Raw genomic sequence first — 26258 nt, 5'->3', positions numbered from 1 at the left:
ATCCACTTGTGGGATCTGGCTTGTTTGTATCTTACTTTTCTTTTGAAAAAGATAACTGTGCAATGGCATCATGTTGATGAATAGATTCTTCATTTCTGCATTCAATTTCAAATGCTCGAATCGCTTCATTTTCATATAAATCACTGGCCACAAGACGCACTAAGTCTTCGACAAAGCGTGGATTTTCATATGCGTGTTCTGTAACAGCTTTTTCATCTGGACGTTTTAATACCGGGTAAAGAATCGAACTGGCATTACTTTCAGCAGCTTCTAGAAGGGCTTGTTTCCAGTCCACATCAGCATGGTCATCTACAATAGCTGACATTGTAACAAAGCCTCGTTGATTATGAGCGCTGTACTCACTGATTTCTTTAGAGCACGGGCAGAGCGTCGTTACAGCAGCTACTAGTGTGATTTTTGATGTGTATCCTGATTCTTCATTAAAGCTTACATCGAACGTTACATCCGCGTGAGCCATCCCTTCCTTATTCATAGAAGGACTTGTTTTGGTGAAGAACCATGGGAACGTGACGGTAACATTTGATGCTTTCTGCTTCATTTCTCGAGCTAAGATAGCTGAAAACTCACGTAGAGTTTCAATAGAAAGCAGATGTGTCTGGAAAAATAAATGAAGTTGCTCTGTTAGGCGACTCATGTTGATCCCCTTAAACTCTGCATCTAGACTCGTTGTCATCGCAAATTCTGCTGTTGTTGTTTGTGTAGTAGGAGCTAGAGCCGATTCAATCATCACTGGATATTTGACTTTAGAAATTCCAACTTTTTGGATAGGGAAGTAATAGTCATCAGGTTTATTTTGAAGATCGGGCATTTTATCTTTTTCTTTTGGTTTCAAACCTTCGATCGGTTCAACTGAGCCAAAATGACGATGGCGTTCAGCTTTTGGTGGCAATTGTCTATTCATGATTATCACTCCTGATTTATCCTCTAACATCATTCATTAAGTAGAGTAAAATTACATAAGAAATACGAAGTTATCATACCATACTTCACTATGTGCAGAAAACAACTTGCTCAATCGTATTACAAAAAACTTATACACGATGTAAAGGTTGCACGTCTGACTACTACATATTACACTACATAATGAAATGTAGACAAGGAAGTGAGCACGATTGAAAAAAGGAACAGGAATTTTTATTATTATCGCTTTAGTGTTACTTGTACTAGGGTTAAGCATCCAGACCACCGTTCAACCAAGCGATGCAAGAGTCATTGTCGATCACACCAAGAAAGTTTATAGTGCACCAGAGTGCTTTGACCAAGCGGATCTATCCAATCATCTTGAAGAAGTCACGTATGGCTATGCAATCGATTTGGGATATGAAGCAGAATCCACATGCACGACTGAGGCTACAAAAGGTGAAAGGAAGTCATTATTAGTTTCATGGTTTCAATAATCGATTAAGACCCCCTACAACTTCCATTGTAGGGGGTCTTATATAGGGAAAGGTGTTTTTAATATGCACCTTTTTCATATTTAGCTTTTGGATGTGCGAGCATATGGGAGAGATATTGTACGATTGGCGTTAATTGTGTGAACATGATGGGTGAGGTCGCTTGAGCTAAGATAAGCGTAATGAAAGCGTACTATCAACGCTAGAATCGTTTTGCGCCAAAAGATTGATTGTGATATAGTTAGAATGTTCAAATAATTAGATAAACAGAGAATATGAGAGATGATAGGAGCTGGAGTGACAAGATGAAAGTAGCTAAATTTGGGGGGAGTTCTGTAGCGAGTGCAGAACAAATCAAAAAAGTAGCAGCCATTGTGTCTGAGGACCATGATCGTAAAATTGTTGTCGTTTCGGCACCTGGTAAAAGAGATAGTGCTGACACGAAGGTTACGGACTTATTAATTCAACTTGGAGAAACTTATTTAGAGCTAGGAGCAGCAGAAAGTGAACTGAAAGCCGTCATAGAACGATATGAATCGATTGCAGTAGGATTAGAGTTAGATAGTAGTATTATCGCCACAATCGAAGCTGATTTACGCGAACGCTTAACATTTGACCGGAGTCGTCCTGGTTCATTTATGGACCTTATTAAAGCAAGTGGGGAAGATAATAACGCAAAATTAATTGCAGCATACCTACAAAGCTTAGGCCTATCTGCGAAATACTTAAATCCAAAAGATGCAGGTTTATTAGTAAGTGATGAACCTGGTAATGCGCAAGTATTGCCTGAAGCTTATGACCATTTAAAAGAATTGCGTAATACAGAAGAAATCATTGTATTCCCTGGCTTTTTTGGTTATTCAAAAGAAGGAACCCTCGTTACATTCCCGCGCGGAGGATCTGATATTACAGGTTCAATTGTTGCGGCTGGAGTAGAGGCTGAGCTCTATGAGAACTTTACCGACGTTGATTCAGTGTTTGCAGCAAATCCAAATGTTGTACATGAGCCAGTTAAAATAAAAAAAATGACTTATCGTGAAATGCGAGAGTTATCGTATGCAGGATTTTCAGTCTTTCATGATGAAGCACTTATCCCTGCTTTCCGTAGAGGAATACCGGTTTGTGTGAAGAATACAAATAACCCCTCTTCGTCAGGAACGATGATTATTGCAGAGCGAGAATATTTTATGAATCCAGTTATCGGGATTGCTGCTGATGAAGGCTTCTCAACGATTTACGTTCGCAAATATTTAATGAATAGGGAAGTAGGTTTTGGTCGTCGTTTACTTCAAATTATTGAAGATGAAGGTCTATCTTATGAGCACATTCCATCTGGTATTGACGACACATCAGTCATTTTACGTCAATGTCAATTAACTCCTGACATTGAGGAGCGAATTGTTAGTCGAATTTCCGAAGAGTTAGCTGCGGATGATGTTTATATTGAAAAAGATTTTGCGATGATTATGATTGTTGGTGAAGGTATGCATAATACAGTTGGGGTCTCAGCGCGTTTGACGGCTGCATTAGCTCGTGCAAATGTAAACATTGAGATGATTAACCAAGGTTCATCAGAAGTTAGTTTAGTGATTGGTATTCATGCAGAAGACACAGATCGTGCTGTTAGAGAGCTTTATGCAGAATTTTTTGGAGCTGTTGTAGAAGTCGTTCAATAATAGTAAAAGGAGCGTCTGTAGACGCTCCTTTTGTTTATCCTTTTTTTGTTTGCTGCTTATGCATCTGTTTAATGAGCTCTTTCATTTCAGAGACTTCACTTCGTAGAGATGCAAGTTCTTCTTTCGTTTCTGCTGCGGCTTTCATTTCATCTGATAATTCTTCTTCCTCGTTTGCCTTCTCTACATTATTTACGATTACCCCGATAAATAAGTTAAAAACGATAAAGGTTCCAACTAAAATAAAGGCTACAAAGTAAATCCATGACCACCAGACTTCTGCAAAGATCGGTCTCATAACTCCACTTGCCCAAGATTCGAGTGTCACCACTTGGAATAAAGTAAGAAGTGATAATTGTAAATTACCGAAGTACTCTGGAGCAACTCCTGCAAATAACATGGTCCCAATGACTGCGAAGATGTAGAAGATGATGCTCATTAAGATCATAATGTTTCCTAATGCAGGTATAGTCATTAACAAAGCATCTACTAACCGGCGTAAGGATGGGATAACAGAAATAGCGCGTAGAACACGAAGTACACGTAAAATCCGTAAAACTGTGACAAAATGTGCACCAGCAAATATATGCCCGGCTGCTACAATTAAGAAATCAAACCAGTTCCAACTACTTTTAAAGAATTCTCTGGTTGGACGTGTCGCGATAAATCGTAACGTAATCTCAACAGTAAAAATCCATAGCAATGCTTTATCAGCTGCATAAAACCAACCACGATATCCCTCGTATAAGGAAGGATAGGTCTCAAGACCAACGATAATGGCATTGATTAAAATTAATGCGATGATGGTTGGTGTAAATGCTTTATGAAAAACAATACGTTGGACGGCCGCTATAAAAGGGGGTATTGATTGTTGCTTTTTTTTGTTCTCCATTAACTTCGAAACTCCTTCTTCATTTCTCCTATTCACTTCTCCTATTCTACTAGAAAGTAAGTAGAGTAGACAAGGAAGCATTTCATTAGCTAGTGAGTTAAATTATTTCGAGGCCGGAAGAATATCTGCTATGATGAAGATATTGATGTAAATCGAGAGGGGACAATCATGATGCAGGAAGCACCAGTAGTCATATTCGGAGCAGGACTTGCAGGTTTATTTGCCGCTAAAAGGTTACAGGAAAATGGTATTTCTTATAAGTTAATCGAAAAGGGTAGAAGTGTAGGGGGCCGTATGGCAACGAGAAGGATAGATAATGGAAGAGCTGATCATGGGGCTCAATTCTTTACAGCCCGTTCACACGAAATGAAGACACTGATTGAAAAATGGAGCAACGTGGGACTTATAAGTGAATGGACGAGAGGGTTTCATCAAATGAATAATGAGGGCCAAGTCATCCTTCAAACTGATGGATACCCTCGTTATATAGCAACAAACGGTATGAATGCGCTTACTAAAATGTTAGCTCAACCTGAAAATCTTATCCTAAATCATCGAATAAGCTCTTTAAACTATCAAGATAAAGCATGGGAAATAACCATTTATGATGAAAAAAATCAGACAACAACGTTACAAAGAGCCAAAGGAGTGATCTCTACGATTCCTGTACCCCAAGTGTTAAACTGGCTTAGGCTCGATGGGATTGAAAGTGATATTAAAGCGGAATTAGCTAGTATCGACTATGAACCATGTATTTGTTTAATGATTTCATTACCTGGAAGGAGTCTAGTACCTAAAGAAGGTGGTATTCAAGGGGAAGGGGATATTGCATTTATTGGTGATAATCAACAAAAAGGCATTTCGACCAAACCTATTCTTACTGTTCATGCTTCAGGTAAGTGGAGTGAGGCTCACTATGAAGAATCAGATGAAGACGTAATTGCGCTATTACTACCTAAAGTAAAACCGTTTATTGAAGATGGTAAGATGGAGGGGATTCAAGTAAAAAGGTGGCGCTATGCAAAACCCAAAACTCTTTATCCAGATCGGATGGTAGCAACAACTTATCCCAGCCCAGTAGTATTTGCCGGAGATTGTTTTAAAGACGGGAAAGTGGAAGGGGCCATTCTCTCAGGAATGTCTGCAGGAGATTGGATGAGTAAACAAATAAGAAAATAGGGGTGCACATAACGTGCACCCCTATTTTTCTTATTTAGATTCTGTAAATACGGATCCTAATTCTTTTGAACGGGCTATCGCCTTAATAATGGCATCATGCATCGCATCTTGACCATTTCGTTCACTTAAAAGCGTAATACCTGCTTCAGTTGTACCATTAGGGCTCATAACTTCTTCATATAATTCACGAGAGGTTTTAGAGGTATCTTGTAATCTCTTCCCAACACCAACAACTGTTTGAGTAATTAATGAAGTAGCTTCCTCGGGTGTAAGGCCACTTTCAACTGCCGCTTTTTCCATCGCCTCAATTAAATAATAAAAATAAGCAGGACCACTACCAGCTACACCAGTTACAGCATCCATCTTGCTTTCTGGCACAACTGTAACCGTCCCAACTGCTGAGAATAAAAGAGAAACCGTATCAAGGTCTTCATCTGTTGCAAATGTGCCAGCACTAATGGCTGTAGCAGATGCACCTACTTTTGCTGACGTGTTAGGCATCGTTCTAACCACACGAGCTTGACCGCCGGATAAGTCCTCAATGTAGGAAGCTGGGATACCTGCAATGACAGAAATAAATAGCTGTTCCTTATGAATAACGGATTTAATTTCACGAATAGCTTCCTCGACATTTTTAGGTTTCATGGCTAGTACGACAAAATCAGCTTGTTTAACTGCTTGCTCGCGGTCACTAGTCGTTTGAATGCCGTATCGTTGCTCTAGTCTTTCTAACTTAAAGGTGTCAGATAGGTTGGTTGCAATAATCTGCTGTGGTGTGACAATTTGATTGCGAACAAGTCCTCCGATGATTGCTTCAGCCATTGCACCTGCACCTAAAAATGTAATCGTTTTATTTGTTAACATCATGTCACCTATCCTTTGATTTGTCCGTTACCTGTTAGGAGGTATTTATTTGAAGTTAAAGCCTTCAGTCCCATAGGTCCTCTTGCATGGAGCTTCTGTGTGCTAATGCCAATTTCAGCTCCAAAGCCAAATTCAAACCCATCTGTAAAACGGGTTGATGCATTATGGTAAATAGCTGCAGCATCGACGGACTGCTGAAACCTACTTACATTGGCTGCTGTTTCGCTTATGATGGCTTCTGAATGCTTTGTACCGTATTGACGGATGTGATTCATTGCTTCATTTAAGGATGGGGCAATCTTCACGGCAAGTTTTAAATCAAGGTATTCATCCGCCCAATCAGTCTCGCTTGCTTCTTTAATTCGCCCATCCATAGCCATTGATGCAGTGTCACCATAGAGAGTGACACCTTTATGGTCAAGAGCATCTAGTAGCTCTTTCAAGTGTGATTTAGCCCATGTTTCATGAATAATCACTGTTTCCGCTGCATTGCAGACGGATGGCCTTTGCGTTTTAGCGTTGACAACAATTTTCTTTGCTAATTCAACCTCTGCTGAATCGTCAATATAGATATGACAATTACCAACCCCTGTTTCAATCACGGGAACCGTCGCTTTTTCAATGACTGCTTGAATTAACGTGGCGCCGCCTCTAGGAATTAACACATCGACATATTCGTTGCATGTAAATAAATGTTCGGCCGTTGCTCGACTCGTATCTTCTATTAGTTGAATCGTCTCAATAGGGAGGGAAGCGTCTTTAAGTGCTTTCTGTAAAACAGAGACAAGCGCTACATTGGAATGGATGGCAGTGGAGCTCCCTCGTAAAATAACGGCATTTCCCGTTTTTAAACAAAGACTAGCAGCATCTACTGTTACATTCGGTCGAGCCTCATAGATCATTCCGATTACACCAAGAGGGACCCGTACATTTTGAATGTGAAGACCATTCGGACGATCCCATTCTTCAATCAACTCCCCAATTGGGTCACGAAGCGATGCTACTTGCTCAACTGCACTTGCCATTTCATTTAATCGTTCAGCTGTTAATGTTAGACGATCAAGCATGGTTTCACTCATGCCGTTTTTTCTGCCAAACTCAAGGTCCTTTTCGTTCTCTTTGATTAAATAGGATTGATTCTGAAGAAGGTGATTTGCGATCAGTGTTAATGCGTGATTTTTTTCGTCGGTTGTTAAATTAATTAGTTGGTGTGTAATCGATTGTGCCTCTTTGGCTTTAGAATATACCTCATTCATTTTACATTCTCTCCTTTGCTAATGTGACCCATTGATCACGATGAATGGCAACTGCTTTATTTAGTTTCACTTGTTCACTAGCCTCATTGCTTGACATCCCCTTAATAAGTGTTAAATCAACAGAGGATAATGTACTTTGTCCTTTTCCAATTACTTTCCCATTTTCATTAATGATCTCCACCACATCATTTGGGCCAAAGGAGCCACTAACAGAAGTGATCCCTACTGGTAACAAACTTTTTCCTTCATACATCAACGCTTTTTCTGCACCTTTGTCAATTTTTATTTGACCATTAACATGTGAGTGAACGGCTAACCATTGTTTAGAGGCCGGCATAACGGACTCGTGTTTAAAGGAACCGATATATGTTCCGTCGCCTTTTCCTGCAAGGAGATCTTGTAAAGTTGACTGGCCACTCGTTTTACCAATGAATACATTTACACCGAAAGGAAGAGCCGTCTGAGCAGCAAGTAGTTTCGATTTCATTCCGCCTGTGCCAACTTTGGAGCCAGCTTGACCAGCAACCATCAGCAAGTCATCCGTTACATTAGGTAGGAAATGATACTTCTTTGCATTTGGGTTTTGATTTGGATTTGAATCATAAAGACCATTTACATCAGTAATCATGCAAAGTGTATCTGCGTGAATAAAGCCACTTACTAAAGCAGAGAGCATATCATTATCACCAAATGTTAGTTCTTCTACTGAAGTGGAGTCATTTTCATTAATGATTGGAACTGCAGAACGCTTTAATAATTCCGTAATTGTTTGTAGGGCATTCTGGTACCGTTTTTGATCAGCAAAATCTTCGCGGGTTAATAAAAGTTGAGCAGCTGTAAGGCCGTGTTTAGCAAACTCAGCAAGGTAGGCTTGCATCAAAAGACCTTGACCAACGGCGGCAGCTGCTTGTTTACCAGCGACTGTGACGGGGCGACTTGGGTAACCAAGAGCCGAGAACCCAGCAGCAATCGCACCTGATGAGACGAGAATGACCTCGTGACCTTGTTTTTTAATAGAGACAATGGCTGCCACATGCTCCTGCAACTTCGTTAAACTTAACGCACCGTTTACCTCGGTTAGAGAACTGCTGCCAACTTTCATAACTATTCGTTGACGATTCATATTGATTGCCTTCTTTCTATTGTTGAAATCGACCACTAATTGGTCGTTTGTCTTGACCATAAAAAACCCTTCCGTCCTTAATATTAAGGACGGAAGGGTTATATCCGCGGTACCACCTTGATTGGCATAGTTATGCCCACTCGATATCCGTATCGTGGAAAGACGGTTAGGGTTTAACCTAACAGCTCAAGGGCAGGTTCAGCTACAACAGCGGTGATGGTCCTTTCAGCCGGTGAGACCACTCTCTTATCACATATTGTCCGCGTACTATTCCCTCTCAACGCTTCTGATTTGATTTTTATTATTATAATCAAGAGACAAGCTACTCGTCAAGTGAAAATCTGAAGATTCACACAACTTTAAAGCGCTTACATAGAAATGTTTTGCTTCGTGTATGGTTTCTCGATTACACTAAATGAAGTAAAGGTTCATTTTAATTAGGAGTGAAAGCATTGGATATTAAAAACAAAATGATTTGGATTACAGGTGCCTCAAGTGGGCTAGGTAAGCAATTAGCCATTGATGTTGCAAAAGCTGGAGCAACCCCTGTGCTGTTTGCTAGAAATGAAGAGAAACTTCATGAGGTTAAACAAACGATCGAAAGTTCAGGAGGCACAGCTTATATTTATAAACTTGATATTAGCAAAACTGAGGCAATAGAAGCAAGTGTCAAAGATGTAGTCGGAAAAGTGGGAACAATGGATATTCTGATTAATAATGCAGGCTTTGCACTTTTTGAATATGCAGATCAGACTGCGCCCCATGAAAATCAAGAAATGTTTGCTGTGAATGTTTTAGGATTAATGGCAATGACCAATGCAGCTTTGCCATTTATGAAAAAGGCAAACTCTGGTCATATCATTAATATTGCTTCACAAGCTGGAAAGTTAGCGACGCCTAAATCGAGTGTGTACTCAGCAACAAAGCATGCCGTCTTAGGCTACACAAATTCTATACGACTTGAACTAATGGATACGGCTATAAAGGTAACTGCGGTGAACCCAGGGCCGATTCGAACACCGTTTTTTGAGCGAGCGGACCAAGAAGGTAGTTATGTAAAAAACATAGAGAAATTTATGCTAGCACCCGAATTTGTCTCAAGTGAGATCATAAAAGTCATTAAAAAGCCTAAGAGAGAATTAAACCTTCCAAAATGGATGGGAGTGGCAACTAAGATGTATCAGCTCATGCCATCACTTGTTGAGAAGCTTGCTGGAGAAAAGCTACGTCAAAAGTAAGGAGGTAGATATGCAAAACGAATTTCACTGTTGCGCAACGTGTATTCATTTTCAAGCGATGAGAAGAGGTGAGGCGATGCACTATTTATGCAAACGCCTTGGTTTTGACACAAAGCCAACGTATCAATTTTCGTGTTGGGAGCCTAAGGAAAATGTAAAGCAATTAATGAAAAAGCGTCAGTCCTCGGAGTGATCTGTAATATAACTATACATGACATCATGCACGATGGCTGAAGGAGCTTCTAGTGGTGTTTCCGTTAAACGTACTTGTATGGTCGTTGCTAACTGATTGAGCTCATCATCTGAGATGGCAAGCGGATGACCATTAGTATACGTTTTGCTTACTTGAGCCATCATTTTTTTTATAAGACGTTTGTCCATAATTAGCCTCCAAGGTTAGTCTTATTATCTATTGTAGATTAGTTGTCAATCCATCCAAAAAAGCAAGTCCCCGATAGGGACTTGCTTTTTATGGTTAGAAATAGTCTAGATCACGATGCTGATTGATTTGTTCTGGGGGTTTGCCTTGCTCTTGTTCAGGATGATAGGCAATTAAAACAACTCCTAAATCTTGTTCAAGCTGACGGATATGTTGCAATTGTTTTTGCTCTAAGTGAGCGACTGGATAGTTCATGAAGATCACCTCTTATAAATAGCGTTTACGGATTCTCCCGTTTATACTCAGCATTTTTTTGGTGAATTTAACTAATTGCTTCAACATCAATCCTTTAGAAAAAGATCGCACTTTTAAGATATTTTCTGAATAACATAGGTTATGGGTAGAGGGCCTAAGAGAGGCACGGTGTTCCAAAAGAGAGAAAAAATAAAGAATTATTTCCCAAGAGGGGCTGATAAAATGTGTGGTATCACAGGGTGGATTGACTGGCGACGCGACATGAGGAAAGAGGATTCAGAAGTGGTGAAGATGGTTAAAACGTTGAACAGACGTGGACCAGATGATTTGAATGTTTGGACATCGAAGCATGTTGGGTTTGGTCATGCTAGACTCATTGTTGTTGATCCTGAAGGTGGGATTCAACCAATGAGCAGGACGTATAAAAACAAAACATACACGATCGTTTACAATGGAGAATTGTACAATACCGAAGACATTCGAACGGAGTTACTGCAAAGAGGGCATGACTTTAAAGGGCATTCGGATACTGAAGTGCTCTTGAAATCTTACATTGAATGGGGCTATCAATGCCTAGAAAAATTAAACGGTATTTTTGCCTTTGCGATATGGAATGATAAAGACGAAAGTTTATTTATGGCAAGAGATCGTCTTGGTGTAAAACCTCTATTCTATACCGTTCGAAATGGTTGCCTATTGTTTGGTTCAGAGTTAAAAGCGCTTCTTGCTCACCGAGATATTGATCCTATTGTGGACCGTGAAGGAATCGCTGAAATTATGGGACTTGGGCCGTCACGAACACCAGGACATGGGATTTTTAAAGATATTAATGAGCTAAGACCTGCACATATGTTAATTTATGATCGGAACGGGGCAACGATTAGCAGGTATTGGACGTTGAAAAGCAAGCCACATCCACATACAACAGAAGAAACGGCCACTCATATTAGAGAATTAATGGAAGACATTGTTGAGCGTCAATTGTATGCCGATGTACCAGTTGGATTATTTCTATCAGGCGGAGTTGATTCAAGTGCTTTAACAGCCCTAGCTGCTAAAGTGTATGCACGCCAAGGGAAAGGTTCAGTTAGAAGCTATTCAGTAGATTATGATGAGAATGATAAGTATTTTAAAGCGAATGATTTTCAACCTAATGCAGATGGACCATGGATTAAGCTTGTTTCGGATTCTTATAATACGAAGCATTACAATGCCGTCATCTCAATTGATGAGTTAGCTAATCAATTGAAAGAAGCAGTTCGTGTCCGGGATTTACCAGGGATGGCTGATATCGATTCCTCTTTACTTTGGTTCTGTAATGAAATCAAAAAAGATGTTACAGTCGGTTTGTCAGGGGAATGTGCCGATGAAATTTTTGGTGGATACCCTTGGTTTCATAAACCAGAAATCATGAACATTGATATGTTCCCTTGGATGCGCTCCATTGATGAACGTCAAGGTTTATTAAATGAGAAATGGCAAAAGAAAATCAATTTAAAAAATTATGTTCATAGTCGCTATAAAGAAACGATTTTAGAAACGCCAAGATTTGCAGCAGACACACCTGAGGAAGCAAGAAGACGTGAGATTTCTTACTTGAATATCATATGGTTTATGACCAATCTGTTAGATCGTAAAGACCGAATGAGTATGGGAGCTAGTCTTGAAGTGCGCGTTCCATTCTCTGATCATCGCCTTGTTGAATATGTATGGAATATCCCATGGGAGATGAAGCAGCTTGGCGGCAGAGAGAAAGGAATATTACGTAAAGCATTAGAGGGCATCTTACCGGATGATATCCTTTATCGTAAAAAGAGCCCATACCCTAAAACCCATCACCCAAGTTATACGGCCGCTGTTAAAAAAGGAATACAAGACATATTAGCGCAAAAAGATGCGCCAATCTTTGAGTTTATTAATAAAGAGAAATTAAGAGAAATTGCTGAAAGCGGGGGTTTATCAACTGGAACACCTTATTTTGGACAATTAATGGCCGGTCCGCAATTGTTAGCTCATTTTATACAAATGGACTTTTGGATGAGGGAGTATGGAGTCATTATAGAAGAATAAAATACTCGGCCTTGCTATAAAAGCGAGGTCGTTTAATTTTTTCTAGCTACTTGCAGACTATGAATAAATGAGGTACTATCGAAATAATTAATTAATGACTATTTTATTCATTTGGTCATTTAGAGGGTGGTCGAATGTTAGAAAATAAAAAAGAAATAATATTAGAGGCAGCAACCAATTCATTTTCTATGTTTGGGTACAAGGGTACGACGATTGATCAAGTGGCTAAACTTGCAAATATCGGGAAAGGGACCATTTATACATCGTTTAAAAGCAAAGAAGAATTATTTGATGCAGTGCTAGGACGGATGATTATTGAAATAAAGGATGTCTTCGAACGAGCATTTTTAAATGAACGTAATATGCATGATAATATTACATTTGCTTTATACGATTTACTGGAATTTAGACAAAAACATCACTTGCTCAAGAAATTAGGTCAAGAAGTAGCTGCATTAGGTTCACTTCATGCGAAAAAAGCGTTAGCCGAAGTAGAAAAAGTGATTATTGCTTGCATTGAAACTCAAATTGAACGAGGAAAAGAGCAAGGCAAGATAAACGTCACACACCCAAAAGTAACAGCATTTATGGTTTATAAATCATATATGGCGCTTGCCGTTGATTTTTCAGAAATGTTTGAGGCTCTTAGAAAAGATGAGATTATAAACATTTTTAAAGATCATTTAACTAAAGGGTTGTTAAGTTAAGGAGGGACTCCCTCTTTTTTTAAGAAAAAAATGACTAAATGAACAATTTGGTCAAAAATAGGAGATGCGTATGAGAGGATATTTAGGAGAATTAAGAGGGATATGGAATCAAAAAAAAATGGTCATTGCATTACTGGGGATTGTCTTTATGCCGCTTTTGTATGGCGGGGTATTAGTTTGGTCATTCTGGGACCCATATGGACAACTTGATCAATTACCTGTAGCTGTCGTAAACGAAGACCGTGGAGCAATAATTGAGGGAGAGCAGCTTAATGCCGGACGTGATTTTGTGAATGAATTAAAAAAAGACCCCGTACTTGATTTTCATTTTGTATCAAAAAATGAGGCAGAGCGAGGGTTATCAGAGCACGACTATTATTTCTACGTGGAAATACCAAAAACATTTTCAGAAGATATATCTACATTAAAAGAGTCTAGTCCAACAAATGCGCGAGTGTATTATGAAGTGAATGAAGATTATAACTACGTATCCTCTCAAATAGCAGCAAATGTGGTAGAAGAAATGGAAAAAGAGCTTTCCTCGACACTCACCTTAGCATACATTGAAATCGCAAACGATGCGTTTAGTGATTTAACAGATGCCGTTATTGCACTTGAAGAAGGATCGAGTAAAATTGCTGTGGGAAATGAGAATGCATCTGAAAGTATGAATCGGCTCAAAGATGGTTTAATGAGCATAAAAGAAGGTGCTGCTGATCTTCAAAGTGGTATGTCTGAAGCAACTGAGGGCTCAGATGAGTTAGAAGCTGGATTTGAGAAAGCTCGCCGAGAAATATTGGCTTTTACAGACTCTACTAACGTTGATGAAATGTTTAGAGACACAAATCAACTAGTAACAGAAGCAATTACTCACTTAGAATCATCTGACACAGAAGAACTCGCAAAAGTGATCGATAAACTTGATGGGCATTTAAGAGAAGTCAATGTTCAATTGAATCAAGCTGATGAACAAGTTCAAGTCCTTTCTGAAAAAGTGGTAACGATGCAAAATCAAGTGAATTTATTTCAACAAGAGTTAGATCGTGTTTTTACTACATTAGATAAATATTCCCAGGAATTAACTATCGGGTTGGATCATTCATTGGATGAGTTAAAGCAATGGAATGAGAACATTCAGTCTACAAGTGATAGATTGAATGGGTCTTTGGGTGCGTTTGAGGATCTACAACTACAGATAGAACAGCTTCCAGCGATACTTGATGGGATATATCCTGATTGGAGAGAGCATGAGGAGCTTGTAAATTGGTATGCAGGAGCAAACCAAAGAGCAATAAAGTTTGGGGAGGTCCAACGAGAGTTTAAGGAATCATTTAAAATGATCCAAACAAAAACACCAGAGTTAATTGAAAATCTAGAAGAGCGTCAACAGAAGATAAATAACGAACTAGTAGCGGTTAACTCAAAAATCGAAGAATCACAATCGACTCTAGATCAATTTTTCCAAGAAACAAACGAACAGTCAGAAGAATTACTACGTGTATTAAATCAATTGTCAGATGCCTTGCAAACAGTTGAAAAAGCACTGCCGAATAGTCTCAATGGAGAGGAAGTCACTAAAAATTTTACGAATCAATATGACGATGTGTTAAACACGCTTTATCAGGTGGACGAAAAGATGAATTCTGCACAAAGTTTTTTCCAGAAAAGTCAAGAAGCAAGTAGAGATGCATTTAGTGGAGTACAACAATTAAACGCAGGTCTTCATGAATTATTAAATGGGACAAATCGTTTACATCATAGTTTAAAGAACGCGAGTGCAGGTAGTGAGGATCTAGTCGATGGTCTTATTACACTTCGTGATGGTTCTGACGACTTGGCATTTAAAATGAATGAATTAAAAGATGTCCTTTTAAAAGTAAATCCCAATCAAGAGCAGGAAAACATGGTTGTAAGTCCGGTGCAATCTAACAGTCACTCTCCACTTGAAGACCAGTCTTATGGTGTAGGGTTAAGCCCATATTTCCTATCGATTGGGTTATATGTGGGGGGGTTAACGTTATCCATTATTTATCCTTTCAGAGCGCCACTGGCACAACATCAAACCGCATGGCAATGGTATAGTGGCAAACTAGGGGTCGTTCTTACAGTTGGTTTTTTACAGTCCTCACTTGTGACACTATTTATGTTGTATGTTCTTAAGCTTGATGTGGCAAGTAAGGTAGCATTTACTTCATTCACAATATTTACAAGTATGGTGTTTTTATCACTCATCTTCTTTTTAGTGAGTGTACTCGATAACCCAGGGCGATTTATAGCGATAATTCTCCTGATTCTCCAATTGGGAGGTAGTGCGGGTAGCTTTCCAATTGAGATGCTAGCTTCCCCCTTACAAACATTGCATGGCTGGTTACCAATGACTTACTCAGTACTAGGTTTTAGGTCTGTAATCTTTATGGGAGTAAATACATTTTTGTGGAATAGCGTTGTTTTTATGCTCATTTTAATGGTGCTTACGTTAGTTGGGGCATTTGTTTACTTTCATTTCGCATTTAAAAGACAAGGTAATAAAAAGAAGAACTTGAAAGAAGCAGTGTCATAAAAAAATGCATGTCCATTCCATGGTGGGGCACATTGGATGGGAGAGCCGCTTCAGATACGGAGCGAAGGGCATTAATAAAAGCTAAAAAATAGCATTAGACCAGCAAGTGGGATCACTGGCTGGTCTCTTTGTTGTTTTAAAGGTTTTTATCAGCTTGTTCAATTAATGTTTCAGTAGTAGCGTGATCATTTGGTGCCTGGTCAATGTGATGCCATTTTACCTCTTTTTGTTGATCATATAACCATGCCCCTCCTTGGATGTAGACATCAGAGGTTTTCATGGCTTCAAGTACAACTTCTTTTTCCTGTTTGTTTTTAGGTAGTATGCCTTTTAGTTGTCTAGTAAGAAAGCCTAATGCCGTTTTTCCGAGTAACTTCCACTTGGGCATAGTTTGATGCCCCATTTGTTTGTATAGTTTTCTTGAAGGATCACCATAAAATTCAAACGGATAGGAGTCGAAAGTATTTGAAAACTTTTCAAGATACTCTCCTTTATGGGGTGAAATGATGATGATATCGACCCCTCGTTTTTCAAATTCATTGTAATGCTCACGCACCTGCGCAAGGAAATCTCTGTAAATAGGTCATCCTAGATGACGAACAAATAAAACATAACACGGAGCTTGTTCAAGTAACTCATTATAGGATCGTTCTGTTCCATCTCTATGCTTAAGCATGTAATTCATTCACTTGACCTCCTTTGTTAAATAGCATAAAAGTTCATAGGGAAAAGAGCAACTTTAAACCCTTGTCCATATAGTTTACCAGTACACTTCTATAAAAAAAAATTTAGGGTGAAATGGTACCCTAAAAAAAATCATTAAAATTCCAACCCAGAGGTCAGCGAATAATAGCTGAACTTTTTTCCTTTATCTAGTATTCGAAAACAAAAAAGGATTGAGAGTATTCTGATCATTATGATATGATCAGATAGATCATAAAGAGCAGGACATTAGATGTAGTTATATGAATGGCCATTCATTCATTGGGAAGGTGTGAATCAAGTGCTTGAAACAAATAAGTCATTATATGAGCGAAATAAGCTATTAACAAAATTAATTTGGGCAATGTTTAGTCTTGGTTTAGCTAGTAATTTCATAAGTGGAGTACATATAAATGGCATTCTTGCTTATGCGGTAACAGGGGCCTTATTATCAGCAATTATCACTTTTTTGACGTTTCAGAAGACAATGCAACTATATGTCCCATATGTCGTAACGGTATCATTCTCTATCTTAACGTTCGTACTTGGGACAACCTCACCAAAATTATCTAACTATTTATTAGTTTATGTTAGTTTAGCGATTGTTACTTTGTATCATCAATACCACTTAATTGCCATTTCCGGAGTGCTTGGCTTGTTCATAACAAACTATTTCTTTATCAATTTAAATCAGCAGATGTTTAATGGGCTCGGCACAGATGTTTTAATCTCTTTAAATTTATATGTACTGTTGTTGACCTTAATCTTAATGGCGCAAGCAAAAATTGGTACGAATATGCAGCGGAATGTTGAGAAACAAGCAAAAGAGGCAACAAGAGAAAAAGAAAAAGTAGAAAATCTATTAGTAAAGGTATCGGAATCTCAATTCGTGATTACTCAGTTTAGTGGGAAAGTAAAAGAAGATATTGAATCCACACAGCAAGTTTCGAATCAACTTTATCAAACTTTTAAAGAAGTATCAGGTGGAATTGAACATCAAGCCTCAAGTGTAAGTGAGATGAATGAACTGATGAAAGATCAGGACCACTCTGTTGGCTACATCTCTAGTTATGCAAAGACTGTTAACACCGCTGCACATGAGGGCTTAAGGGAAACTGAAACAGGGTATAAACGTCTAAGCGATCTTACGAAAGAAATAAGTGACGTGCAGAAAATGGTTGAAAATACTACGACTAATATGAATGACTTAACCGATAAAACCAAAAACATTGGGACGATTTTGCAAACTATCGATCAAATTGCGGAGCAAACCAATCTTTTAGCATTAAATGCTGCCATAGAAGCAGCCCGAGCTGGAGAACATGGTAGAGGGTTTGCCGTTGTTGCGGATGAAGTGAGAAAGCTGGCTACACATTCACAACAATCAACAAAGGAAATTTCTCAATTACTTTATGACATTCAACAAAAAACGGAGACGGTATCCTATGAAGTAGAACGAAGTGAAGACGCAGTAAACCGAAGTAGGGAAATGACAAAACAAACAGAGACCAGTTTGCATTTTTTACTCGATCAAATGAAAAAAATGGTTCAGACTGCAGGGGCTTTCCACGAATTAGTTAAAAAATTGAAAGCTTCATCAACTACCATTACGGATGAACTATCAACGGTAACAAGTGGTACAGAGGAATCTCATGCAATGGTAGAGGAAGTATTTGCGAGTGTGGAAGAACAAAATGAATACATGTCTGCGATTAATGAGAGGTTTAAGGAGTTAGAAATATTAACACAAGAACTCTCATTACTTATCGATCAAGCAGGAGAATAGTCTAAATCACACACAAAAGGAAATTTACACCTTTTGTGTGTTTTTTTCTTTAAATTGGAAATGAACAAAAGCGAGTGTTATTGTTTGAAAAAGGACTTATTACCGACTATACTAGTTGTATAGATATTGTATAATGATTTTTTAATGAATAGGCTTTTTATAGAGAGAGGATGGATACGATGACTAGGAAAAAAGTTTTCGTCATCGGCGCAGGTCCTGGGGGAATGGCAGCTGCTATGTTGTTATCTGGTAAAGGGTATCAAGTAGAGGTGTTTGAAAAGCAATCGTATATTGGAGGTAGGACATCTTCATTTACAAAAGATGGGTACACGTTTGATCGAGGACCGACCTTTTTGAGTATGCCTTATATCTTAGAGGAATTATTTGATTCAGTCGGACGTAGGATGAGCGACTATTTATCGATGATTGAGATTGACCCTATGTATGAACTAAAATTTGATGATGTTTCTCTCTTTCCTTCAAGAGATCAAAGTGTAACGAAAGCATTAATTGATCAATCTTTTCCAGGTGAAGGAGAAGGTTACCTCCAGTTTATGAAAGAAACAGAAAAGAAAATGAATGCGTTACTACCTGTTCTTCAAAACCGACACAGTTCCTTACTTGATTATGCAAGATGGAGGACGATTAAGGCTGTTCCAGAACTTTCACTTGGATCCTCACTGTATCAAGTGTTATCTAAGTATTTTAAGGATGAGCGATTAAAGCTTGCCTTTACCTTTCAGTCGAAATATTTAGGGATGTCACCTTGGGAGTGCCCTGGTGCCTTCAGTATCTTATCTTATATGGAACATAAGTATGGTATCTTTCACCCTGTTGGTGGCCTAAATCAAATTCCAAAAGCGATGGCAAAAGTTGTGGAAGAATTTGGTGGAACCATTCACTTGGGTGAAGGTGTAGAAAAGTTAATTACGAAAAATAAAAAGGTAATTGGGATTGAATTAAGTAATGGAGAGCGACTTGATTGTGATGAGGTTATTATTAATGCGGATTTTGCTCAAGCAATGACAACGATCGTTGAGGAAGGTGTGCTTAAGACCTATTCAAGAAAGAAGCTTGAAAAGAAAAATTATTCTTGTTCAACATTTATGATTTATGCAGGAGTGAAAGATACCTTTAAACTTCCACACCATACCATTCTTTTTTCAAGTGATTATAAAAAGAATGTTGAAGAGATTACCCATTCGAAGATACTATCAGGGGATCCTTCTATTTATATCCAAAATGCAAGTGTTACGGATGCTACTCTAGCTGCAGAAGGAAAGTCAGCCATGTATCTTTTGGCTCCTGTGCCTAATAATTTCAGTCTCATAGATTGGGATAGGAACAAGAATGATTTCAAAGAGCTTGTATATGAACAAGTAGAGAAGAAAGCAGGGTTTAGTGGGCTGCGCGATCACTTAGAAATAGAAGAGGTTATTACTCCGCTTGATTGGGAGTTAAACCACCATGTATACAAAGGAGCCACGTTTAATCTTGCACATAATTTAGGTCAAATGATGTATTTTAGACCTCATAATCGTTTTCAAGAGCTAGGCAATTGTTGGCTTGTAGGTGGGGGAACACATCCAGGAAGTGGATTGCCAACTATTTTTGAATCAGCTAGAATAACAGCCAATTTGCTGCTTGATTCAGAGAAAGGAGTGAAGATCTCTCGATGAGAACAGCTATAATTGGTGGCGGCGTTGGCGGCATGTTATCCGCTCTCTATGAAAGAAAACGTGGAAATGACGTCGTCTTATTCGAAAAAGAATCTAATTTAGGTGGAAGGTTGTCATTTATTACCCATGAGGGCTATAAAATTGATAAAGGGCCAACCATCGTTTTATTACCGGAGATGATTCACTCTATTCTTGAAGAAGTTGGCATCACACGTGATGAGGTTAAATTGATTCGAATAGATCCACTTTACCGGCTCCAATTTCCAGACGGTATGAACTTTTATAAATGGAGTAATATTGAAAAGCAGCATGCAGAATTATCTAAATGGTTCCCTGGTGAAGAGGAGCACTTTGATCAATACTTGGCAGAAATGAAGTGGCGCTTTGAAGAAGGGAAGGAAGCATTTCTAGATCGAGATTTCGTTCGTAAAAGAGACTTCTTTTCTATGAAAAATATCCAAACGCTTTGGAAATTGAAAGCTTACCAAACGGTGAAGCAACAAGCAAGTCGCTTTTTTGTTCATCCACGACTACAAGAAGCTTTTTCTTTTCAAACTCTCTATATAGGTGGGGCACCTAATCGTTCACCTGCCCTCTATTCTCTTGTTCCATTTAGTGAACATCATCATGGAATATGGTATGTATTAGGAGGCTATGCCAGCCTTGTTAGTTTATTTGAAGCAAAACTACGAGAACGAGGAGTATCGATTCGCTTAAATACAGAGGTGGGGGAACTACTCACAGAAGGTAGTAAATGTGTTGGAATAAAGGTAGAGGATCATGAAGAGTCATTTGATAGAGTGATTGTAAATGGTGATTTTCCTCATGCCGAGGAACTTGTTACAAGGCAAACGAAAAAATACACACCTTCTTCAGGGTGCTTGCTCTTATATTTTGGCTTAAATCGTGTATATGAAAACGCAGATGTCCATCAGTTTTTGATGACTGAAGACTTTGAGAAGCATATGAATGACGTATTTGTCGGAAAAATATTACCGAAGTCACCATCGATGTATGTGTTTCATCCATCCCTCATCGATAAAAGTCTAGCCCCAGAAGGGAAGGGCGTTATGTATGTTTTAATACCCGTTCCCTCAGGTGATGATGTTGATTGGGATGATATCAGTGACTATGTAGAAGAGAGAATTGATGAATTAGAAGAGAGAGCTTTTCCAGGTTTAAAAAATGCCATTGAATGGAGGGAAGTACGGACACCTAAAGAAGCAAAGCAAGATGGATTGTATGCAGGGGGCAGTTTTGGAATCGCACCCTCGCTTTTGCAATCAGGTGTCTTTCGTCCACAATTAAAACCTTTTCAACTGACGAATGTGTATGCAGTTGGTGCATCGACTCATCCGGGTGGTGGGATCCCTATTGTGATGCAGGGTGCAAAACTATTAGCTGATTATATTGCTACAGAAGAAGTAATCCATTCATGGTGAAAAGGAGTGATGGTATGGAAAGATTAGAGCGGGCTTATCATGATTGTTATCAGATCATTCACCAACATTCAAAAACATTTACAAAAGCTTTTGGCAGCTTACCGAAAGAAAAGCGAAATGCCGTGTGGGCCGTCTATGCCTTTTGTCGCGAAGTCGATGACATTGTTGATGAAGGAAATAATCCTGAAGAAGAACTTGATCAGTTCGAACGTACATTTGCTCAATTTCTAAGTGGACATCTTCCTTTAAATGAATCAAAATGGATTGCTTTACACGATGTGTTCACAAAGTATGAGATGGATCACATGGCATTCTATGATATGATTCGTGGTCAGAGAATGGATTTGACGAAAACAAAGTATGGGTCATTAGAGGAACTAGAACATTATTCGTATCACGTGGCAAGTACAGTAGGTTTAATGCTTCTGCCAGTTTTAGCTCCTGATAATCATGAATCTCTTAGAACTGGTGGAATTGCCTTAGGGTTAGCAATGCAATTAACAAATATTTTACGAGATATTCAAGAGGATTTTTTACGAGATCGGATTTACTTACCAAAAGCATTGATGGAAAAGTGTGGTTATAAATATAGTGATCTTCAGGCGGGTGTGGTAAACGATGCCTTTATAGCAATGTGGGAAGAAGTTGCGGCACGTGCAGAAGTTCTATATGAACAAGCCCTAGAGACAATGAATGGATATCCTCTTGATTCGAGACTTCAAGTTAAAGGGTCAGCCCTTCTCTATCGTGCGATTCTACAATCAATACGTAAGAATAAGTACAATGTGTTTAAAGAAAGGCATTATGTGACCTTAGAAGAAAAAGAAGCTATTTTACTAGAAATGGAAGCGTAAAAGAGCGTGCAAAGGAGATGAAACTCCATTGCACGCTTTTTAGCTATATTTTGAGATGAGTACGTTCGCTATATTTTCACCACTAAGGGTCACCATAGGCGACCCGCCCCCAGGGTGAGTCGAACCTCCGACAAAATAGAGATTTGAGAGATCTCGTGCTTTATTTGCCGGTCGTAAAAAGGCATCTTTCATTTTGTTTGACGCTGGTCCGTATAATGAACCTTGATAAGCATGAAAGGTAGTTTGAATCCAAGTAGGATCAATGATCATTTCAGCTTTAATATGAGGGACAAGATCTACTCCGTAGCGTTTTAGTTTTTTATAAATTACTTGCTTATATTGCTCTAAATCAAGAGGAGTCGAACTTGTTGGTGCATTAACTAATATAAATAAATTATCACCATCAGGAGAAACGCTTTTATCTGTATAAGAAGAGTTACAAATATAAATTGTAGGATCAGTTGGATATTGTTTCTTATTGAACAGTTGTTCAAACTCCTCCTTGTAAGATGAGCTAAAATAAACTTGATGATGAATGAAGGAATCAAATCTTTTTGAAAGGGCTACTAAAAGTACAAAAGCTGAGATTGATGGCTCAAATCGTTGAATTTTTTTCTCGGAGAAAGAAGGTCGATGTTCTGGTGCGACTAATGAAGGGTAGACTGATAGCAAGTCCCCATTCATAATGACCTCATCTACTTTAATTTGATCGCCATTTGATAACTCTATTGCATGCACCTCTTTATTTGAAACCTCAAGCTTTGTTACTTCAACCCCTAGATGTAGATGTACTCCGAGTTCCTTTGACCGTTTTGCTAATGCCTCTGCAATCGTTGGATTTCCTCCTTTGACATAATAGACGCCATCCATTAATTCCAGGTAAGCGATCATCGCAAAAGTGGCTGGAGCGATATAAGGAGAGGACCCAATGTAGGTAGCATAACGATTGAGCATTTGTACTAGATTTTCATTCGTAAAGAAGGTTCGATGAAAAGAATCTAGTGTTTGAAGTGGCTTGACTTGTAAGAGTGCTTTGGTTAAATCAGGAGAAAGGTAATCTCGCCAACTAGTAAAGGTTCTATGTAGAAAGTAACGATCTGACAGACGATATAATCGCTCAATTTCTCTTAAATATTTTGCGTATTGCTCTTTTGCAGGCTCACCTTCAAATTGACTTAGTAGATTGATCATTTCCTCTTTATTGGTTGAAAGATCAAACGTTGTTCCGTCGCTAAAATAATTTCGAGTGTGCGTTTCTAATTTAATAAACTGAAGATAATCATCTGGGTTCACACCTGTTTTTTGCAAAATGCGTTGAAAGACATCAGGCATGGTGATGGTGTTTGGACCAAAATCAAACTGTGCATTCTCAAGCGTCATCCGCATCATTTTTCCACCAAGGTGATCATTTTTTTCAAATACATGAACGTCAAAGCCTTTATGGGCTAGTAGCATTGCACTCGTTAACCCACCTAAACCTCCACCAATAATTCCAACCTTTGTCATAAGTAACGACGTCCTTTCCATTCAAAGCCTTTACCTTTTATGCTTAAATACATCGAACGATACAATACGAGTAATAAACTAATCGCAGAAAATGGCATTAACACCCAGAGCCATTTTTCCTGCTTCAAAGACCAATCAATAAAAAAACGAATACAAAAAGTGAGCAGTAAAGGTAAAAAGTAAACTGCGTTCATTGATTGAATCCCCATTACAGCTAGTGGAAGGGGAGTAATAAACACAAAGATATAAAATAATGACAGTATGATTGCAAGCAAATAGGAACGTCCGATTCCAGGGAAGATGTTTTTTGAAAAGCCATTCCAAACTTCTTGATTGGACTCATACATATGACATTGTACTTCTGTTGTGATATTTGCTAAGAGAGCCTTATACCCACTATTTTTAACTGCGCGAGTTAAATGAACATCTTCAACTAACGAGTATTTAACACCTTCATGACCACCGGCTTTATCATAGGCTTGTCGATTGAAAAACATAAATGCTCCGTGTGCAGCCGTGAATGCAGGCATGGTCGTACGATTGGCGATAAACAGTGGCAGATGCAAAAGGACAATCATATGTTGCATTGGTACGAGCAACTTGCTTAGTATGCTAGTAGTAGGGAAGTGAGGAAACCCGGTAATCAAACCCACGTTTTTATCTTCCATTAAATAGAGTGTTCGATCAAGTGTAGTCGGGGCCAAACGAATATCAGCATCGATAAAAGCTAAATAGTCCCCGCTTGCCTCACGTCCTAACTGATAGCAAGCATGAACTTTTCCTATCCATCCTTTAGGCAATGGCTTCCCTTTTAGAATTTTTACAGACTTAAATGGTTTGCTATGTTGATATAGAAGAGAGTTTGTACCGTCTGTAGAACCATCATCAAGAAAGATAAATTCAAGGTTTGGATAGCTTAGGAGTGATAGTGAAGCTAATAAGTCGGCTACATTCCGTTCTTCATTTCGTATTGGAACCAAAACAGAGATTAATGGTTGGTGATCAGTGTGTTCTTCTTTTTGCGGAAGATTTGGAATGAACAAGCGGTTGATGAGCGTCCAGATTAAAAGAAGAACAAGGATGATAATAAGTGTGATAACCATTTAGCGCTTCCTCCATCTTTTTTTAAACGTGTCTAACCATTCGCTAGCAGTTCTATTACCTCTAATGAGCGAAGAATATTCCTCAATTCTTTCTTGAATAATGTATTGTTTTTGTTTATCAAGTTGAGAAGTTAGAAGATGTTCAAGTATCGTTGTCAGTTCTTTTCGTTCTTGAGTCATTTTGTCTTTAAAAGAAAGACCAGGACCGACTTCAATAAAAAGTTCGGGTCGTTGTTCATGTCTGAACGTATAATAATAGGTTATCGGTACTACGATTGCTTCTGGCTCGTTTTCAAGCAAGTAAGCGACGCCTGGTTTAAAACCTAGAGGGCGTTTTTCAAGATGTTCTTCTGCGCCTTGGGGGAACATCCACACAGCTTGATGTGGGATTAGTTTTGTGCGGGCGTAGTTCAGTGATTGAATGAGAGAGCGTGGATTTGAGGGGTTCACTGAAAAGGCACCGATTTTCCTAAAAAAGGGAAAGGCACTTATCCCTTCTTCAGCCATCATTGCATAGCTATCATGGTGCACACATTTTTCAGATAAGTAAAAAGAAATTAAGCCATCCCACCAGCTACTATGATTTGCCATGAGGATAAGTGGCCGGTCAGTTTGAGGGAAGTGACCTTTAAGGTGAATGTTATAAAAAGAACGTCTTAGTAACCAGTTTGTATTATAGAAGTGAAAAAAACGCCTAAACCAACGGCTCTTCTTTGCTGTAATCACTAGCTCTCACCATTTTCTTTTGTAGTGGACCTTACATAAATAATAAGAATAACGCTCGTTGGGATAGCGGTCGTTAAGATAGCGAACCAAAGTTCACCGGTAGCAGCGATAATCATAAACATCAAAATCATTAATGCAAACAGCCACACCATTCGATTTTTCCAGTAGGTAGATTGATCAAAATGATATTGTTTCTTACCAACTAAGATTAGGTATATAACTGAATGTAAAAGAAACGCCAGCCAGAACCAGCCTGCGAAATTTGATAAGGGGATGTCATAATAAAGTCCGCCTTGATCCCATATCCAATACTGTTTAATGTGAAAAGCAACAGGGTCAATGATCAAATCTATGACAACTGCTGCAAAACTAGCAAAAGTAGCATACGCAATTCCCTTCACCCAGATGTTAGGAATCCACTTGGTCAATTCTTTACTAAGTACATGGGTGGTAGCTATCACCATCAACCAAGCAAATCCTATTGTTAAGGGAAGATCAAAAACGACTAATCCAAAATCAGGATTATAGTAGTAATGTCCGAAAAACAATCCATAATGAACACCAATACCTTCAACCAAAAGTGTGATAAAGAAAATAAGAACGGATAGAATGTTTCCTAGTACCAAACCATAATTTCGCATGAAATAAATGACACCAAGTGTTCCCGATAAAATAAGAAAGACTGCGTTTGCCCATTCTAGTGCAGGAGGCAGGATGTCGAAGGTAAGTAAAATAACTCCATTTATGTACCAAAAAAGAAAGAGTCTAAATAGGTATCGATCAAATGTATGTGACATGACTTTCGCCCCCTTATCTACTATGATCATTATAAAGTGATTCTTTAAATTG

24 protein-coding genes and 1 other annotated feature are annotated in these 26258 nt (G+C 38.7%); of the genes, 12 read left to right on the top strand and 12 right to left on the bottom strand.

What is annotated here, in order from left to right; all coding sequences use genetic code 11:
* Window positions 1–31 precede the first annotated feature (31 nt).
* Complete coding sequence (gene folE2, locus AB3N04_RS03050) at window positions 32–922, bottom strand: GTP cyclohydrolase FolE2 (protein WP_368504666.1); 891 nt, start codon at window positions 920–922, stop codon at window positions 32–34.
* 211 nt (window positions 923–1133) lie between these two features.
* Between folE2 and AB3N04_RS03045 the strand changes: the two genes are divergently transcribed.
* The gene (locus AB3N04_RS03045) at window positions 1134–1418 is read left to right on the top strand and encodes a hypothetical protein (protein WP_368504665.1); all 285 of its coding nucleotides are present in this window, start codon (window positions 1134–1136) and stop codon (window positions 1416–1418) included.
* 302 nt (window positions 1419–1720) lie between these two features.
* Window positions 1721–3091: an aspartate kinase gene (locus AB3N04_RS03040; protein WP_368504664.1), complete on the top strand. Its 1371-nt coding sequence runs from the start codon at window positions 1721–1723 to the stop codon at window positions 3089–3091.
* Window positions 3092–3125: 34 nt separating this feature from the next.
* Here AB3N04_RS03040 and AB3N04_RS03035 read toward each other — a convergent pair whose 3' ends face one another.
* A complete protein-coding gene (locus AB3N04_RS03035) occupies window positions 3126–3980 on the bottom strand; it encodes an ion transporter (protein WP_368504663.1) in 855 nt (284 codons plus the stop codon).
* A 168-nt stretch (window positions 3981–4148) separates the two neighbouring features.
* On the opposite strand from AB3N04_RS03035, the gene AB3N04_RS03030 reads away from it, so the two are divergent.
* Window positions 4149–5159: an NAD(P)/FAD-dependent oxidoreductase gene (locus tag AB3N04_RS03030; RefSeq protein ID WP_368504662.1), complete on the top strand. Its 1011-nt coding sequence runs from the start codon at window positions 4149–4151 to the stop codon at window positions 5157–5159.
* A 30-nt stretch (window positions 5160–5189) separates the two neighbouring features.
* Here AB3N04_RS03030 and proC read toward each other — a convergent pair whose 3' ends face one another.
* From proC to proB, 3 genes are read right to left on the bottom strand one after another with little or no spacing between them, the layout of a single operon-like run.
* Window positions 5190–6026: a pyrroline-5-carboxylate reductase gene (gene proC / locus AB3N04_RS03025; RefSeq protein WP_368504661.1), complete on the bottom strand. Its 837-nt coding sequence runs from the start codon at window positions 6024–6026 to the stop codon at window positions 5190–5192.
* Between the two features lie 5 nt (window positions 6027–6031).
* A complete protein-coding gene (locus AB3N04_RS03020) occupies window positions 6032–7279 on the bottom strand; it encodes a glutamate-5-semialdehyde dehydrogenase (protein WP_368504660.1) in 1248 nt (415 codons plus the stop codon).
* Between the two features lies 1 nt (window position 7280).
* A complete protein-coding gene (gene proB, locus AB3N04_RS03015) occupies window positions 7281–8402 on the bottom strand; it encodes a glutamate 5-kinase (protein ID WP_368505981.1) in 1122 nt (373 codons plus the stop codon).
* A gap of 82 nt (window positions 8403–8484) precedes the next feature.
* Window positions 8485–8692: a binding site (T-box leader), on the bottom strand.
* A gap of 180 nt (window positions 8693–8872) precedes the next feature.
* Here proB and AB3N04_RS03010 point away from each other — a divergent pair.
* Window positions 8873–9640 (top strand): SDR family NAD(P)-dependent oxidoreductase, encoded by a 768-nt coding sequence (locus AB3N04_RS03010; RefSeq protein WP_368505980.1) that lies wholly within the window; start codon window positions 8873–8875, stop codon window positions 9638–9640.
* 10 nt (window positions 9641–9650) lie between these two features.
* On the top strand, window positions 9651–9833 hold the full coding sequence (locus tag AB3N04_RS03005; RefSeq protein WP_047974083.1) for a hypothetical protein: 183 nt from the start codon (window positions 9651–9653) through the stop codon (window positions 9831–9833).
* Here AB3N04_RS03005 and AB3N04_RS03000 read toward each other — a convergent pair.
* Both AB3N04_RS03000 and AB3N04_RS02995 read right to left on the bottom strand, forming a co-directional pair.
* Window positions 9818–10021, bottom strand: coding sequence for a YqzH family protein (locus AB3N04_RS03000; RefSeq protein WP_368504659.1), 204 nt, complete (start codon window positions 10019–10021; stop codon window positions 9818–9820). The genes AB3N04_RS03005 and AB3N04_RS03000 overlap by 16 nt on opposite strands.
* A 94-nt stretch (window positions 10022–10115) precedes the next feature.
* Entirely contained in the window at window positions 10116–10274 is a 159-nt protein-coding gene (locus AB3N04_RS02995; protein ID WP_157860773.1) for a hypothetical protein, read from the bottom strand.
* 222 nt (window positions 10275–10496) lie between these two features.
* Here AB3N04_RS02995 and asnB point away from each other — a divergent pair, with 222 nt between their 5' ends.
* From asnB to AB3N04_RS02980, 3 genes are all read left to right on the top strand, one after another.
* Complete coding sequence (gene asnB, locus AB3N04_RS02990) at window positions 10497–12344, top strand: asparagine synthase (glutamine-hydrolyzing) (RefSeq protein ID WP_368504658.1); 1848 nt, start codon at window positions 10497–10499, stop codon at window positions 12342–12344.
* A 134-nt stretch (window positions 12345–12478) separates the two neighbouring features.
* Entirely contained in the window at window positions 12479–13051 is a 573-nt protein-coding gene (locus AB3N04_RS02985; protein ID WP_368504657.1) for a TetR/AcrR family transcriptional regulator, read from the top strand.
* 70 nt (window positions 13052–13121) lie between these two features.
* A complete protein-coding gene (locus tag AB3N04_RS02980) occupies window positions 13122–15611 on the top strand; it encodes a YhgE/Pip family protein (protein ID WP_368504656.1) in 2490 nt (829 codons plus the stop codon).
* Window positions 15612–15747: 136 nt separating this feature from the next.
* Here the strand turns inward: AB3N04_RS02980 and AB3N04_RS02975 are convergent, their stop codons facing one another.
* Window positions 15748–16167: an AhpC/TSA family protein gene (locus AB3N04_RS02975; protein WP_368504655.1), complete on the bottom strand. Its 420-nt coding sequence runs from the start codon at window positions 16165–16167 to the stop codon at window positions 15748–15750.
* A gap of 447 nt (window positions 16168–16614) precedes the next feature.
* Here AB3N04_RS02975 and AB3N04_RS02970 point away from each other — a divergent pair, with 447 nt between their 5' ends.
* The 4 genes from AB3N04_RS02970 (at window position 16615) to AB3N04_RS02955 (ending at window position 22074) form a co-directional block, all read left to right on the top strand.
* The gene (locus tag AB3N04_RS02970; RefSeq protein WP_368504654.1) at window positions 16615–18099 is read left to right on the top strand and encodes a methyl-accepting chemotaxis protein; all 1485 of its coding nucleotides are present in this window, start codon (window positions 16615–16617) and stop codon (window positions 18097–18099) included.
* A gap of 179 nt (window positions 18100–18278) precedes the next feature.
* A complete protein-coding gene (locus AB3N04_RS02965) occupies window positions 18279–19778 on the top strand; it encodes a phytoene desaturase family protein (protein WP_368504653.1) in 1500 nt (499 codons plus the stop codon).
* Window positions 19775–21220: a phytoene desaturase family protein gene (locus AB3N04_RS02960; protein ID WP_368504652.1), complete on the top strand. Its 1446-nt coding sequence runs from the start codon at window positions 19775–19777 to the stop codon at window positions 21218–21220. The genes AB3N04_RS02965 and AB3N04_RS02960 overlap by 4 nt, the downstream gene beginning before the upstream one ends.
* 14 nt (window positions 21221–21234) lie before the next feature.
* The gene (locus tag AB3N04_RS02955) at window positions 21235–22074 is read left to right on the top strand and encodes a phytoene/squalene synthase family protein (RefSeq protein ID WP_368504651.1); all 840 of its coding nucleotides are present in this window, start codon (window positions 21235–21237) and stop codon (window positions 22072–22074) included.
* 39 nt (window positions 22075–22113) lie between these two features.
* Here AB3N04_RS02955 and AB3N04_RS02950 read toward each other — a convergent pair whose 3' ends face one another.
* Genes AB3N04_RS02950 through AB3N04_RS02935 form a run of 4 tightly spaced genes read right to left on the bottom strand, consistent with a single transcriptional unit; the run spans window position 22114 to window position 26206 of the window.
* Entirely contained in the window at window positions 22114–23580 is a 1467-nt protein-coding gene (locus AB3N04_RS02950; RefSeq protein ID WP_368504650.1) for a phytoene desaturase family protein, read from the bottom strand.
* Window positions 23577–24683, bottom strand: a complete 1107-nt coding sequence (locus AB3N04_RS02945) for a glycosyltransferase family 2 protein (RefSeq protein WP_368504649.1) — start codon at window positions 24681–24683, stop codon at window positions 23577–23579. The genes AB3N04_RS02950 and AB3N04_RS02945 overlap by 4 nt, the downstream gene beginning before the upstream one ends.
* Window positions 24684–25409 (bottom strand): lysophospholipid acyltransferase family protein, encoded by a 726-nt coding sequence (locus AB3N04_RS02940; protein WP_368504648.1) that lies wholly within the window; start codon window positions 25407–25409, stop codon window positions 24684–24686.
* Window positions 25409–26206, bottom strand: a complete 798-nt coding sequence (locus AB3N04_RS02935) for a carotenoid biosynthesis protein (protein WP_368504647.1) — start codon at window positions 26204–26206, stop codon at window positions 25409–25411. The genes AB3N04_RS02940 and AB3N04_RS02935 overlap by 1 nt, the downstream gene beginning before the upstream one ends.
* Window positions 26207–26258 lie beyond the last annotated feature (52 nt).

Origin of the sequence: Alkalihalophilus sp. As8PL (genome assembly GCF_040939795.1) — a bacterium.
In the GTDB taxonomy this organism is placed as follows: Bacteria; Bacillota; Bacilli; order Bacillales; family Bacillaceae_D; genus Alkalihalophilus; species Alkalihalophilus lindianensis.
Note: the sequence above shows the minus strand (reverse complement) of the source record. Positions and strands in the feature narration are given on the sequence as shown.